This window comes from Pseudomonas sp. GQ91 (genome assembly GCF_059758795.1).
On sequence record NZ_JCAXED010000005.1, the window covers coordinates 270649 to 285604 of the forward strand.

11 protein-coding genes are annotated in these 14956 nt (G+C 61.2%); all 11 read right to left on the reverse strand.

Annotation, left to right across the window (positions count from 1 at the left end; all coding sequences use genetic code 11):
* Positions 1 to 296: 296 nt before the first annotated feature.
* Positions 297 to 1364 carry a uroporphyrinogen decarboxylase gene (gene hemE, locus AC6CIA_RS09765; protein ID WP_498311696.1) on the reverse strand — a complete coding sequence of 356 codons (1068 nt, stop codon included), beginning with the start codon at positions 1362 to 1364 and terminating at the stop codon, positions 297 to 299.
* Positions 1365 to 1606: 242 nt separating this feature from the next.
* Positions 1607 to 3025 carry an FAD-dependent oxidoreductase gene (locus AC6CIA_RS09770; protein ID WP_498311697.1) on the reverse strand — a complete coding sequence of 473 codons (1419 nt, stop codon included), beginning with the start codon at positions 3023 to 3025 and terminating at the stop codon, positions 1607 to 1609.
* 32 nt (positions 3026 to 3057) lie between these two features.
* Positions 3058 to 7503, reverse strand: a complete 4446-nt coding sequence (gene gltB / locus AC6CIA_RS09775; protein WP_498311698.1) for a glutamate synthase large subunit — start codon at positions 7501 to 7503, stop codon at positions 3058 to 3060.
* A 353-nt stretch (positions 7504 to 7856) separates the two neighbouring features.
* Positions 7857 to 9419 (reverse strand): SPOR domain-containing protein, encoded by a 1563-nt coding sequence (locus AC6CIA_RS09780; protein ID WP_498311699.1) that lies wholly within the window; start codon positions 9417 to 9419, stop codon positions 7857 to 7859.
* Between the two features lie 10 nt (positions 9420 to 9429).
* Positions 9430 to 10530 (reverse strand): 3-dehydroquinate synthase, encoded by a 1101-nt coding sequence (gene aroB, locus AC6CIA_RS09785; RefSeq protein WP_339529441.1) that lies wholly within the window; start codon positions 10528 to 10530, stop codon positions 9430 to 9432.
* 140 nt (positions 10531 to 10670) lie between these two features.
* On the reverse strand, positions 10671 to 11189 hold the full coding sequence (gene aroK / locus AC6CIA_RS09790) for a shikimate kinase AroK (RefSeq protein ID WP_084379832.1): 519 nt from the start codon (positions 11187 to 11189) through the stop codon (positions 10671 to 10673).
* A gap of 4 nt (positions 11190 to 11193) precedes the next feature.
* A complete protein-coding gene (locus AC6CIA_RS09795; RefSeq protein ID WP_498311783.1) occupies positions 11194 to 12534 on the reverse strand; it encodes a type IV pilus secretin PilQ in 1341 nt (446 codons plus the stop codon).
* 69 nt (positions 12535 to 12603) lie between these two features.
* Positions 12604 to 13128, reverse strand: coding sequence for a pilus assembly protein PilP (locus AC6CIA_RS09800; protein WP_498311700.1), 525 nt, complete (start codon positions 13126 to 13128; stop codon positions 12604 to 12606).
* A complete protein-coding gene (locus AC6CIA_RS09805) occupies positions 13125 to 13745 on the reverse strand; it encodes a type IV pilus inner membrane component PilO (protein WP_498311701.1) in 621 nt (206 codons plus the stop codon). The genes AC6CIA_RS09800 and AC6CIA_RS09805 overlap by 4 nt, the downstream gene beginning before the upstream one ends.
* Positions 13742 to 14293, reverse strand: a complete 552-nt coding sequence (locus AC6CIA_RS09810; protein ID WP_498311702.1) for a PilN domain-containing protein — start codon at positions 14291 to 14293, stop codon at positions 13742 to 13744. The genes AC6CIA_RS09805 and AC6CIA_RS09810 overlap by 4 nt, the downstream gene beginning before the upstream one ends.
* On the reverse strand, positions 14293 to 14946 hold the full coding sequence (gene pilM / locus AC6CIA_RS09815; protein ID WP_498311703.1) for a type IV pilus biogenesis protein PilM: 654 nt from the start codon (positions 14944 to 14946) through the stop codon (positions 14293 to 14295). The genes AC6CIA_RS09810 and pilM overlap by 1 nt, the downstream gene beginning before the upstream one ends.
* Positions 14947 to 14956 lie beyond the last annotated feature (10 nt).

Consider the following 14956-nt stretch of genomic DNA (forward strand, 5'->3'; position numbering starts at 1 on the left):
TGTGGTGATGGGTTGGGTCTGTGTGATGGGTTTGGTCTGTGTAATGGGTTTGGTCTGTGGCGAGGGGGCTTGTCCCCCGTTGGGCTGCGTAGCAGCCCCAAAAAAGACCTCTATGGTCCGTCAGCCGTGGTGAATGGTTTGAGGGCTGCTACGCAGCCCAACGGGGGACAAGCCCCCTCGCCACAGGACAAGCCCCCTCGACACAGGACAAGCCTCCTCGCCACAGGACAAGCTCCCTTGCCACAAGGCCAAGCCCTCTTGCCACGGACTAGGTTGTCATTGGGGCCGGGCTGCGATCACTCGTGATACTGCGCCGACAGCTCATGCACCGCGCGCAGGAAAGCGCCGGCGTGTTCTGGATCGACTTCCGGGGTGATGCCGTGGCCGAGGTTGAACACATGCCCGGTGCCCTTGCCGTAGCTGGCGAGGATGCGGCCGACTTCAGTGCGGATTGCCTCGGGCTTGGCGTACAGCACCGTCGGGTCCATGTTGCCTTGCAGGGCGACCTGGTTACCGACGCGACGGCGGGCTTCACCGATATCACAGGTCCAGTCCAGGCCCAGGGCATCCGCGCCGGCATCGGCGATGCTTTCGAGCCACAGGCCGCCATTCTTGGTGAACAGAATCACCGGGACCTTGCGGCCTTCGTGTTCGCGGATCAGGCCGCTGACGATTTTGCGCATATAAGCCAGGGAGAACTCCTGGTACGCCGCCGCCGACAGGTTGCCGCCCCATGTATCGAAGATCTGCACCGCTTGCGCGCCGGCCATGATCTGGCCGTTGAGGTAAGAGACGACCGACTGCGCCAGCTTGTCCAGCAGCAGGTGCATGGCCTGTGGGTTGTCGTAGAGCATGGCCTTGGTCTTGCGGAAGTCTTTCGACGAGCCGCCTTCGACCATATAGGTGGCCAGGGTCCACGGGCTGCCGGAGAAGCCGATCAGCGGTACGCGGCCGTTCAGTTCGCGGCGAATGGTGCTGACCGCGTCCATCACGTAACCCAGGTCCTTGTGGGGATCGGGGATCGGCAGGGCTTCGATGTCGGCCAGGGTGCTGACGACTTTCTTGAAACGCGGACCTTCGCCAGTTTCGAAGTACAGGCCTTGGCCCATGGCATCCGGGATGGTCAGGATATCGGAGAAGAGGATGGCCGCATCCAGCTGAGGATAACGGTCCAGCGGTTGCATTGTGACTTCGCAGGCGAACGCAGGGTTCATGCACAGGCTCATGAAATCACCGGCGTGGGCGCGGCTGGCGCGGTATTCCGGCAGGTAGCGACCGGCTTGACGCATCATCCACACGGGGGTGACATCCACGGGTTGCTTGAGCAGGGCACGAAGGAAACGGTCGTTCTTGAGGGCAGTCATGTCGGCATCCGCAAAAAAAGTGCGGGCATTTTCTCAGAGCCGGACGTAAAAGGCACGGCAAGAGCCGTGCCTTTTGTCTATCGGGTCAATTTGTCGCGGGCATGAACGCACTGCAAAGTAAATGTGGGAGGGGGCTTGCTCCCGATAGCAGTGTGTCAGTCAATGAATCGGGTGACTGATACACCGCTATCGGGAGCAAGCCCCCTCCCACATTTTGATCCCCTTCCAAACTGGGATCAGGATCAGACGTTCAGGTAATCCAGGATCCCTTCGGCGGCATTGCGCCCTTCGAAGATCGCCGTTACCACCAGGTCGGAGCCGCGCACCATATCGCCACCGGCGAAGATCTTCGGGTTGCTGGTCTGGTGTTTGTACTGGCCCAGTTCGGGCGCGACGACGCGGCCCTGGCTGTCGGTCTGGATCTCGAACTGCTCGAACCACGGCGCTGGGCTCGGGCGGAAACCGAACGCGATGACCACGGCATCAGCCGGGATGATCTCTTCGGAACCCGGGATCGGCTCGGGGCTGCGACGACCACGGGCGTCGGGCTCGCCGAGACGGGTCTCGACCACCTTCACGCCCTCGACCTTGTCTTCGCCGACGATAGCGATCGGCTGACGGTTGTAGAGGAATTTCACACCTTCTTCCTTGGCGTTCTTCACCTCTTTGCGCGAGCCCGGCATATTGGCTTCGTCACGCCGATAAGCACAGGTCACCGACTTCGCACCCTGGCGGATCGACGTACGGTTGCAGTCCATCGCGGTGTCACCACCGCCCAGCACCACGACCTTCTTGCCTTTCATGTCGACGAAATCTTCCGGCGACTTTTCAAAGCCCAGGTTACGGTTGACGTTGGCGATCAGGAAATCCAGGGCATCGTAGACACCCGGCAGATCCTCACCGGCAAAACCGCCCTTCATGTAGGTGTAGGTGCCCATGCCCATGAATACCGCATCGTATTCTTCGAGCAGTTGCTGCATGGTCACGTCTTTGCCGATCTCGGTGTTCAGGCGGAACTCGATGCCCATGCCGGTAAAGACTTCGCGACGATTGCTCAGCACGGTCTTTTCCAGCTTGAACTCGGGGATGCCGAAGGTCAGCAGGCCACCGATTTCCGGGTTCTTGTCGAACACCACCGGCGTCACGCCGCCGCGCACCAGCACGTCGGCACAACCCAGGCCAGCCGGCCCGGCGCCGATGATCGCCACCCGCTTGCCGGTCGGCTTGACCTTGGACATGTCCGGGCGCCAGCCCATGGCGAACGCGGTATCAGTGATGTACTTCTCCACCGAACCAATGGTCACCGCGCCAAAGCCGTCGTTAAGGGTGCAGGCGCCCTCGCACAGACGGTCTTGCGGACACACCCGACCGCAGACTTCCGGCAGGGTGTTGGTCTGGTGCGACAGCTCGGCGGCGGCGAGGATGTTGCCCTCGGCCACCAGCTTGAGCCAGTTGGGAATGAAGTTGTGCACCGGGCACTTCCATTCGCAATACGGGTTACCGCATCCCAGGCAGCGGTGGGCTTGATCGGCCGAGTGCTGGGGTTTGAAGGGTTCGTAGATTTCCACGAACTCTTTCTTGCGTTGACGCAACAGTTTCTTCTTCGGATCCTTGCGCCCGACATCGATGAACTGGAAGTCGTTATTCAGACGTTCAGCCATGTTAAAACCTCATCAAACTCTTCAGGCGCATATCACTGCGGGTTGGCACGGGTGCTGGAAAGCAACGATTTCAGGTTGGCAGCCTTGGGCTTGACCAGCCAGAAACGACGCAAGTAATCATCGAGGTTTTCAGCGAGGTTGCGACCCCATTCGCTGCCTGTTTCCTCGACGTATTCGTCCAGCACGTGCTGCAAGTGGTTACGGTAGGATTCCATGGCTTCGCCGCTGATCCGCTGGATCTCGACCAACTCGTGGTTGACCTTGTCGACGAAGGTGTTGTCCTGGTCCAACACATAGGCGAAACCGCCGGTCATGCCCGAACCGAAGTTGTAGCCGGTCTTGCCCAGAACGGCGACGAAGCCTCCGGTCATGTATTCGCAGCAGTGATCGCCAGTGCCTTCCACCACGGTGTGGGCACCCGAGTTACGCACGGCGAAACGCTCGCCGGCGGTACCGGCGGCGAACAACTTGCCACCGGTGGCGCCGTACAGGCAGGTGTTCCCGACAATCGCGCTGTCCTGCGTCTTGTAGACGCTACCGGCCGGCGGGACGATCACCAGCTTGCCGCCAGTCATGCCCTTGCCGACGTAGTCGTTGGCGTCGCCTTCCAGGTACATGTGCAGGCCACCGGCGTTCCAGACCCCGAAGCTCTGGCCAGCGGTGCCCTTGAAGCGGAACGTGATCGGCGCCTTGGCCATGCCTTGGTTGCCATGCTTGCGTGCAATTTCGCCGGAGATCCGTGCGCCGATGGAGCGGTCGCAGTTGCAGATATCCAGGGCAAATTCGCCACCGCTGGCGTCGTTGATCGACGAGGCGGCCATCTCGACCATCTTCTCGGCCAGCAGGCCTTTGTCGAACGGCGGGTTGCGGTCCACTTCGCAGAACTGTGGCTTGTCCGCCGGAATGTGATCGCTGCCCAACAGCGGCGTCAGATCCAGGTGATGCTGCTTGGCGGTCTGGCCCTCGAGGATGTCCAGCAGATCGGTACGCCCGATCAGCTCTTCGAGTGAGCGCACGCCCAGCTTGGCCAGCCACTCTCGGGTTTCTTCGGCGACGTAGGTGAAGAAATTCACCACCATGTCGACCGTGCCGATGTAGTGATCCTTGCGCAGCTTTTCATTCTGCGTCGCGACGCCGGTGGCGCAGTTGTTCAGGTGGCAGATGCGCAGGTATTTGCAGCCCAGGGCGATCATTGGCGCGGTGCCGAAGCCGAAGCTCTCGGCGCCGAGGATGGCCGCCTTGATCACGTCGAGGCCGGTTTTCAGGCCGCCATCGGTCTGCACCCGAACCTTGCCGCGCAGGTCGTTGCCACGCAGGGTCTGGTGAGTCTCGGCCAGGCCCAGCTCCCAAGGCGCGCCAGCGTACTTGATCGAGGTCAGCGGCGATGCGCCGGTGCCGCCGTCGTAGCCGGAGATGGTGATCAGGTCGGCATAGGCCTTGGCCACACCGGCGGCGATGGTGCCAACGCCGGCTTCTGCTACCAGTTTCACCGAGACCAGCGCCTGCGGATTGACTTGTTTGAGGTCGAAAATCAGCTGCGACAAATCCTCGATCGAGTAGATGTCATGGTGCGGCGGCGGCGAAATCAGGGTCACGCCCGGCACCGCATAACGCAGCTTGGCGATCAGGCCGTTGACCTTGCCACCCGGCAACTGGCCGCCTTCACCCGGCTTGGCGCCCTGGGCGACCTTGATTTGCAGCACTTCGGCGTTGACCAGGTATTCCGGGGTGACCCCGAAACGCCCGGTCGCCACTTGCTTGATCTTCGAGCTCTTGATGGTGCCGTAGCGTGCCGGGTCTTCACCGCCTTCGCCGGAGTTGGAACGCGCGCCCAGGCGGTTCATCGCCTCGGCGAGGGCTTCGTGAGCCTCAGGCGACAAGGCGCCGAGGGAAATACCGGCGGAGTCGAAACGCTTGAGGATCGACTCCAGTGGCTCGACCTGGTCGATGTCCATCGGCGTGTCCAGGGTCTTCACCTTGAACAGGTCGCGAATCATCGACACCGGACGGTTATCCACCAGCGTGGTGTATTCCTTGAACTTGGCATAGTCGCCCTGCTGCACGGCGGCTTGCAGGGTGTTGACCACGTCCGGGTTGTAGGCGTGGTATTCGCCACCGTGCACGAACTTGAGCAGGCCACCTTGCTGGATCGGCTTGCGCGCGCTCCAGGCTTCGGCCGCTAGGGCTTTCTGTTCAGCTTCGAGGTCGACGAAACGCGCGCCCTTGATGCGGCTCGGCACGCCACGGAAGCTCATGTTGCAGACTTCTTCCGACAGACCGATGGCTTCGAACAGCTGCGCGCCACGGTAGGACGTGACGGTGGAGATACCCATCTTCGACAGGATCTTCAGCAGACCCTTGGTGATGCCTTTGCGGTAATTCTTGAACACCTCGTAGAGGTCGCCCAGCACTTCACCGGTGCGGATCAGGTCGCCCAGCACTTCGTACGCGAGGAACGGATAGACCGCCGAGGCGCCGAAACCGATCAGCACCGCGAAGTGATGCGGGTCACGGGCGGTCGCGGTTTCCACGAGGATGTTGGAGTCGCAGCGCAGGCCTTTTTCGGTCAGGCGGTGGTGGACCGCGCCGGTGGCCAGCGAGGCGTGGATCGGCAACTTGCCCGGCGCGATGTGACGGTCGGTCAGCACGATCTGGGTACGACCGGCGCGCACCGCTTCTTCGGCCTGGTCGGCGACGTTGCGCACAGCGGCTTCGAGGCCAAGACTCTCGTCGTAGTTCAGGTCGATGATCTGGCGGTCGAAACCCGGACGCTCCAGGTTCATCAACGAACGCCACTTGGCCGGGGAAATCACCGGCGAGCTGAGGATCACACGGGAAGCATGCTCAGGCGACTCCTGGAAGATGTTGCGCTCGGCACCGAGGCAAACTTCCAGGGACATCACGATGGCTTCGCGCAGCGGGTCGATCGGCGGGTTAGTCACCTGGGCGAACTGCTGGCGGAAATAGTCGTACGGCGTGCGCACGCGCTGGGACAGCACGGCCATCGGCGTGTCGTCGCCCATCGAACCGACGGCCTCGTAGCCTTGCTCACCCAATGGGCGCAGCACTTGGTCGCGCTCTTCGAACGTGACCTGGTACATCTTCATGTACTGCTTGAGCTGATCGACGTCGTAAAACGCCGAGCCGTGGTCGTTGTCCTCCATGGTCGCCTGGATGCGCAGGGCGTTCTTGCGCAGCCATTGCTTGTACGGATGACGCGACTTCAAGCGGTTGTCGATGGCGTCGGTGTCGAGGATCTGCCCGGTCTCGGTGTCCACGGCAAGGATCTGGCCAGGACCGACGCGGCCTTTGGCGATGACGTCTTCAGGCTGGTAGTTCCACACGCCGACTTCCGACGCGAGGGTGATGAAGCCATTGGTGGTGGTCACCCAACGCGCCGGGCGCAGGCCGTTACGGTCCAGCAGGCAGACGGCGTAGCGGCCATCGGTCATTACCACGCCGGCCGGGCCGTCCCACGGTTCCATGTGCATCGAGTTGTACTCATAGAACGCCCGCAGATCGGGGTCCATGGTCTCGACGTTCTGCCACGCAGGCGGAATGATCATGCGCACGCCACGGAACAGGTCAATGCCGCCGGTGACCATCAGTTCGAGCATGTTGTCCATGCTGGACGAGTCGGAACCCACGCGGTTGACCAGCGGGCCGAGTTCCTCGAGGTCCATCAGATCGTTGGCGAACTTGGTGCGACGGGCCACGGCCCAGTTGCGGTTGCCGGTAATGGTGTTGATCTCGCCGTTATGGGCGAGAAAGCGGAAAGGCTGGGCCAGCGGCCATTTCGGCAGCGTGTTGGTGGAGAAGCGCTGGTGGAACACGCAGATCGCGGTTTGCAGGCGCTCATCGCTGAGGTCCGGATAGAAGGCGGTCAAGTCCGCCGGCATCATCAGGCCTTTATAAATGATGGTCTTGTGCGAAAAGCTGCAGATGTAGTGGTCGGTATCCAGGGCATTGGCCACGGACGAGCGACGACGGGAGGTGAACAGCTTGATCGCCATGTCCTGGTCGCTCAGGCCGTCGCCGGCGATGAACACCTGCTCGATCTGCGGCAGGCGCTCCAGGGCCAGGCGGCCAAGGACGCTGGTGTCGATCGGTACTTTGCGCCAGCCAACGAGCTGCAGGCCCGCAGCCAGGATCTCGCGATTCATGTTCTCGCGAGCCGCCTCGGCTTTCACCGGGTCCTGATTGAAGAACACCATGCCCACGGCGTACTGCTTGGGCAAATCGACACCAAAGGTTTCCTTGGCGATGGCGCGCAGGAACTGGTCGGGCTTTTGAATCAGCAAGCCGCAGCCGTCACCGGTCTTGCCGTCGGCGTTGATCCCACCACGGTGGGTCATGCAGGTCAGGGCCTCGATGGCCGTTTGCAGAAGGGTATGACTGGGTTCGCCCTGCATATGGGCAATCAGGCCGAAACCGCAGTTATCCTTGAATTCATCGGGTTGGTACAGACCTGCTTTCATAGACACTTTCTCACCAGGCTGCCTCTTGTTCCGAGGCAAATTTCTTTTTAATTCAACCGGTTACCTTCCACGCCGAACGTACGCCGGCTTAGCGGGGGGCAAAAGGGAGGTCATTGTACACACCGACACAGACGCTCACAAATTTAGCGACGAAATGTCGCAAATCTATGTCGCATTTATGAAAGGTTTAAAGCGATACGCTGTGCTAGTCAAAACTTTTTTAATTCTGACCGCCGCGACTCAAAAGCTACTGTGACGCAGACACCACAAAGCGCGCGGTCCGTAGGGACTGCACGCACTTGGTGTTTTTTTGAGGTGCCGGGAGAGGCGACCTGGGTAAGGCCGCCGAATCTTCAGCGAGTTGCTGCCAGTTCCTGTTGGACGCTGGCGACAGTGCGAGGCCAAGGTTTACCAGCCTGAACCTTCGCTGGCAAGGCCTTGATGGCGTTAACGGCTGCATCACGGTTGGCAAAGTTGCCGTAGGTGACCACATAGAACGGCTTGCCGTTGAGGTCCTTCTTGAAGTAGCGGTACTCGCCACCCTGCTCCTTGATGAAGTTTTGCGCGCTGGCTTCGGAACTGGTGCCAAGGATCTGGACCACATAGTTCTTCGCTGGCTGACTGCCATACCAGCCACTGCCGGCGGCGGCCTTGGCCACGGTCACCGGTTTTTCAGCAGGCTTGGCGGCCGGAGCAGGCTTCGGCGTCGGGGCAGGGACTGGAGCCGGCTTGGCCGCTGCAATCTGAGTCGGCGCTGGCGCTGGCGTTGGCGCGGGAGCCGGGGCTGGCGCCGGGTCGGCAGCCGCGCCAGACGGCGGAGCAACAGTGGTGACGGTCGGCGGAGTACCACTGGCGCCTTCCACCGGCACGCCGTCGTCACCTTCGGCGATAGCGCCGGCTTCTTCCGCCAACGGGCCACGCATCACCGGCTGCCCCACCATTGGCAGCTCGGTGGGCTGGCCAGAACCTGCAAATTCGACGGCTGGCGCATCATTGGTGGTCGGCTTGCCCAACGGCAACTGCGCCTGTTCGGTAGACGCGCCTGGCGCTGTCGGCGCTTTGCTGCGACCCGGAATCAACCAGGCGGCGGCGACGGCAACCACGACAACGGCAGAAATGGCCAGTACGTGTTTCTTCGGCATGGTGAACCCCATCTTTGGACGCTTGACCGCTGAACGGCTGGCTATCATCGCTTCGATCATCGTATCCCGGGCGACCTGGTTGATGGTGCCCGGCCACCCATCGGAGCTTTCGTGAATATCAGAGATCTGCTGAGCGGAGAAAAGTTCGATGCCCTGCCCGGCGCCTTCAAGACGCTGGGCCAGATATTCGCGGGTTTCCTCTTCTTCGTAGGGCTGCAACTCGATGACATGGAAGCGCTCTTCCTCGCCACCCAATTGCTCCAGATCGGCGATCAGCGACGACTCGCCGAACAGGAAGACATGCGGACGACCTTCAGGCGTCCCGGCCGCCAGGGCCAGCAACGCATCCAGCGCCGATTCGTCGAGCTGCTCGGCATCATCCACCAGCAGGTAAACTTCCTGGCCGGTCAGGCCCAGCTGGACGACCTGCTTGAGGATCGCTGTCGGCTCCGCATCGGAAACGTCAAGGGCCTGCGCAACCTGGCGCAGAACACCTGCCGCGTCACCCGCGCCACGGGCGGAGACCACCACGCTCTGCACCGACTGTTTGTTGGTGCTGGCCACCAGCGCCTGACGCAACAGGGTCTTGCCGCTGCCCAGTGGCCCGGTGACCACCAGCAATAGCTGGCTGTAGCGCGCCAGGTGGTGCAGTTGCCCCAACACCGGCTTGCGTTGTGCGGGGAAAAACTTGAAACCAGGCACCCGAGGAGCAAAAGGGTCGTGGTTTAGCTGGTAATGGCCGAGAAACGCCTCGTCGGCATGCAAACTAGTCATCGGGATCTGGTTAACCTTTAAGCTGGGCCAGGAGGCGGTAATCCGCTCCCAACGTGGCCTGTAGAATCTCTTTCGGATAATCGTCGGTCACCACCGCTTCGCCCATTCGGCGCAACAGCACCAGACGCAAACGACCGTCGATCACTTTCTTGTCTATCGCCATGTGTTCGAGAAAATCAGCCTCGGTCATTTCCTCGGGAGGAATGACCGGCAACCCGGCACGCTGGAACAGGCGGATACCGCGGTCACGCTCTTGGACACTGATCCAGCCCAGGCGTTGCGACATCTCCAGCGCCATCACTGTGCCAGCAGCCACGGCTTCTCCATGCAGCCACACACCATAGCCCATGTGGGTTTCGATCGCATGGCCGAAGGTATGACCCAGGTTCAACGTGGCCCGCACGCCGGACTCACGCTCGTCGGCGTTGACCACCAGCGCCTTGGCTGCGCAGGAGCGGGAAATCGCCTCGGTCAGCGCCACCTGATCCAGATTGCGCAAGGCCTCGACGTGCTCTTCAAGCCAGGCGAGGAACGGCTCGTCGCAGATCAGGCCGTATTTGATCACTTCGGCGAGGCCGGCCGATAGCTCGCGCGGCGGCAAGGTGTTGAGCGTCGCCGTATCGATCAGCACCGCATTGGGCTGATAGAACGCACCCACCATGTTTTTGCCCAGCGGATGGTTGATCCCGGTTTTGCCACCTACCGATGAGTCGACCTGGGACAACAGCGTCGTGGGCACCTGGATGAAATCCACGCCACGCTGGTAACAGGCCGCCGCAAAGCCTGCCATATCCCCAATAACCCCGCCACCGAGTGCGATTACCGTGGTACGGCGGTCGTGGCGGGCAGTGAGCAGGCCATCGAAGATCAACTGCAGGGTTTCCCAGTTCTTGAAGGCTTCGCCGTCGGGCAGGATCACCGAGATCACCGAATAGGCCTCAAGACTGCGACTCAGACGTTCGAGATAGAGCGGCGCCACCGTCTCATTGGAGATAATCGCCACTTGTCGCCCGGCAATGTGCGGTGCAAGCAACTCGGGCTGGTCCAACAAACCTTCGCCAATGTGGATCGGGTAGCTGCGCTCGCCAAGATCGACCTTAAGTGTCTGCATGTGTCCCCACGTGGAAGATGGAAGCAGGCATCCCGCCCTGCATTAACGGTGTCGGCAACCTCGACGCTGCCTGATAGCTCTACGCCATAACCCGGACGATCATGACGCGTCGCCGAGAATAGCGCATTTCGGCCCTGGCTTTAACGGGGAGGCAGTTGCTGCAAGCGATCAAGAATGTCGAGAACCACCATTCGGGGTGGCCGCTCATCGGTTTGTACCACCAGATCGGCGATTTCCCGATAAAGCGGATCGCGCAGCGCCAGCAAGTCGCGCAGGGTTTTCTCGGGGTTGGCCGTGCGCAGCAGCGGGCGATTGCGGTCACGCGCGGTACGCCCCACTTGCTGTTCGACAGACGCGTGCAAATAGATTACCCGGCCGCCGGCATGCAGCGCCCGCCGATTCTCTTCGCGCATCACCGCGCCACCGCCGGTGGCCAGGACCACGCCGTCGCAGCCGCACAGCTCGGCGATCATCGCCTGCTCACGGTCGCGAAAGCCCAGTTCGCCTTCCTTATCGAAGATCCACGGGATATTGGCACCCGTGCGCAATTCAATTTCCTTATCGGAGTCTTTGAATGGCAGGCGCAGCTCTTTGGCCAGCAAACGGCCGATGGTGCTTTTTCCAGCCCCCATCGGTCCAACAAGAATCAAATTTCGCACAGAATCAACGACTCACAGCAATCGCCTGGTTATTCATAATACGCGGAGTCAGGAATACCAGCAGCTCGGATTTTTTCTCCGAGACCACATCCCGCCGGAAAAGGCGGCCAAGATACGGCACATCACCCAAAAATGGCACTTTATCTACCACTTTGCCTTGGGTTTTCGAGAAAACGCCGCCAATCACGATGGTCTCGCCATCCTTGACCAGCACCTTGGCATTGACCTCGTTTTTCTTGATGGGCGGCACGTCGTTGAGTTTGTTCAGGTAGTCAGGCTCATCCTTGGTGACTTTCACCTCCATGATTACCCGGTCGTCCGGGGTGATTTGCGGCGTCACCTCCAGGGATAACGAAGCCTCCTTGAACGACACCGAGGTAGCCCCACTGGAACTGGACTCCTGGTAGGGAATCTCGGTGCCCTTGAGGATCCGCGCGGTTTCCTTGTCGGACGTGACCACTTTGGGCTGCGAGACGATTTCACCGTTGCCGGTTTTTTCCATCGCTGTCAGCTCCAGGTCGAGCAGCACGTTGTCGGTGATAAACACGATACCGAGGCCCGACGAGCCATTGACCACGCCCAAGTCGACAAACGGCGAACTGGGTGTACTCTCCGATTGCCCGGCCGCCTCCGAAGTCCCGTTATTGATGCCGCCACCGCTCCAATTGCCTTTATTCTGGATCAGTCCGCCCCAGCGCACGCCCGTACTCTTGTCGTAATCGACATTGGCTTCGACGATCCGCGCCTCGATCATGACCTGCCGGACCGGAATATCCAGTTGCGCAACGATATGCCGCAACTCGTCCAGGCGCTCCTGGGTCTGGTAAACGAGGATGTTGTTGGTGCGGTCATCCACCGCCACCGAACCACGCTCATCGGACGCGCCTTCCAGGCCGCTCACCGACTGGAACAGCTTGGCCAGTTGCGCGGCATCGGCATAGTTGACTTGCAGCAGCTCGCGCCGCAGCGGTGCCAGTTCAGTCAACTGCCTGCGCGACTCCAGAGCCCGCAACTCACGCTCGGCCAGCTCCTGCGCCGGCGCCACCAACAGCACGTTGGCGCTCACCCGCTTGTCCAGCCCCTTGGCTTGCAGCACCAGATCCAGTGCCTGGTCCCACGGTATGTTCTTGAGACGCAGGGTAATCGAACCACCGACATCATCAGCGGCCACCAGATTGAGGCCAGCAACGTCGGCGATCTGCTGCAACACGGCGCGGACCTCGATGTCCTGGAAGTTGAGGGATAATTTATCGCCGGTAAACGCACCACGCCCGTCACTCAGCGGCGCAGCACCCGGCGGTGGAAGTTGAATCAGCTCGACCCGATTGGGCACGGCGGTGACCATCGGTGCTGCGAACGCTATCCATAGCGCCACACCGAAGGACGAAAAAGTCCTTTTCATTGTTTACTTCCGTTATGAGTTCACGTTCAAAACCAACGTTCGCGAGCGTTCCAGCCACTCGCCCTGTGCATCCGGAAAAAGCTCGACGATATCCACTTGCCCCTCATGGATCGCCACCACGCGCCCATGATCCCCGCCCAGATAATCGCCCACCTCCAGGCGATGCACGCCCACAGTGCCACGCAGCAGGGCAAACACCCGCGCCCCAAAGGTCAACGTGCCGACCATCTGGAAATCATCGACAGCAAAACCTTCCAGAAACTGCCGGGGACGCCCCGGATCCGGCGCCCGTCCAGGCCGACCGGCGGGACGCCCAAGAGGTTTGTCCGGCGGCCGGAACGGGTCACGCAGGGATACCGGATCGTAGACAAAACGCCGGCCTGGAGCGGCCGCCAGCGGCGCCTCCGCTGACGGCACGGGCACTTGCTGACGAATGACCTGCAATTGCTCCTGCAACGCTTGCAGGTCGGCGTGATTTTCACAGCCTGCCAGGACTATCAGCGCCAAACCCAGGCACGCAGCCTCGAGGGCGCTCATGGCAAAGTCTTCGCAGCGCTGTAACGATAGGTCTTGGCCAGCATCTTCAAGCGCAGCAACCCGGCATCCCGCCCATCGACGGGGCGGATGAGGAAGTCATGCAAGGTGACGATGCGCGGTAACTCGGCCACAGCGCTGATGAAGGTCGCCAGATCATGATAGGTCCCGATCAGGCTGAGCTGAATCGGCAGCTCGGCATAGAGCGGCTGGACCTGCTCATCCAACAGCCTGAGGTCCTCCAGCGTCAAACCGCTGGCCAGTCCCAGGCGCGCAATATCTTCAAGCAGGCTGGGCACTTCGGTCGCGGATGGCAATCGATGCAACTGCTCGGCGAATGCGCTGCGCATAACCTCCAACTGACGGGACAAGACTTCAAGATAAGCAGACCGAACAGCCTTTTCGGCAAATTGTTCGCGCAATGCCAGCTCCCGAGCCTCCTGATGGTGCAACTGCTCCCGCGCTGCGTTCAAGTAGAAGGCGTCGCCCGCCCCCCATAACAGACCGGCAAGCACGCCTCCCACCAGCACCTTGCCAGGCCACGGCCATTGGCCGGCAGCGTGGTACAGCGTGGAGAGCAGCGGCATAACCGACCCGACCGGGCCGGTCAGAAGAATCACTGCCCCGCCTCGCCTGAAGCCCTCTGACGCACCATCAGTTGGAAGGCATTGCCACCTCCCGCCTCGTCGGCCCGCACATGCCGCAAGCCGGGATCCTGCAAGCCCGCGGACTCTTCCAGGCTGCGCATGAGGCGGGCAACATCGCGGGTGGAGTCCGCCGTGCCGCTGATTTCGACCGACGTTCCACTGACGCTGACTTCGTGCAACTGCACGCCATCGGGTACCGCACGGGCCAACTCGTCAAACAGCCGCCCGCCCGACGAGCGATCGCCTTGCAGGTCCTCGACAACCTTCATGCGCTCCATCAATTGCCGGCGCTGCTCACTCAGTTCATCGATGGTCCTGATCCGTGAATCAAGCACCGTGACTTGCTTGCTCAAGTGGTTATTACGGGCCACCTGGCGATCGATCGCCCGGTCGATGACACGATCTGCCAGCCATATGGCGGCCAGCACCACAAGCGCGACAGCCAACAAAAACACCAGAAAGTACTTGCGCCGGCGTTCAGCCTGTTCTTCGCGCCAGGGTAAAAGGTTGATTCTCGTCATCAATCAAAACTCCTGAGGGCCAGACCGCAGGCGACCCGCAATCCCTGGGCATCGGCAGCCCATTGTGCACTATTGATCCCACTCCCCGGTGCGATACAGGCAACCACTGTATCGGTCATCCGCGCCAGGGCAAACGCCTCGACATCCACTATTCGCGTGGCCAGGCCAGCCAGGGCCAGTACGGCTTCACGTGCCTCCACCTGCTCCTTGAGGCAGGCGGCAAGCAATACATCGACATAAGCAGGATCGCGAGAGGATGGCCCCTGAACATGAAAGTCGATCGCCACCTCATCCAACGGATAAGGAATGTACTGATCGGCCTCACCTCGCACTCTCTGCTCCATTTCGCCAGGTTTCAGCCCGGCCTCCATCTCGACCACACGGGTAATCACCGACGGCCCCGCCACCGCCACGGCCGCATGCCTGATCGATGTCCGCGCCCGAGACAATGCCTTGGAAACGGCCTGCGCGACAACCTCCAGATCGAGGATATTACTGTCGACCACGACACGCCCCGAAAAAGCCTGGGCCGCATAGGCGCGCACCTTGTATCCGGCACCCGAACGCGCCAGTTCCAGCACGCTCACTCCCCTGTCACTGATGTCGACACCCAGCACGGTATCGGCGCTTCGCCTGAAAAATCCCTTTACCATAAAACTCCCT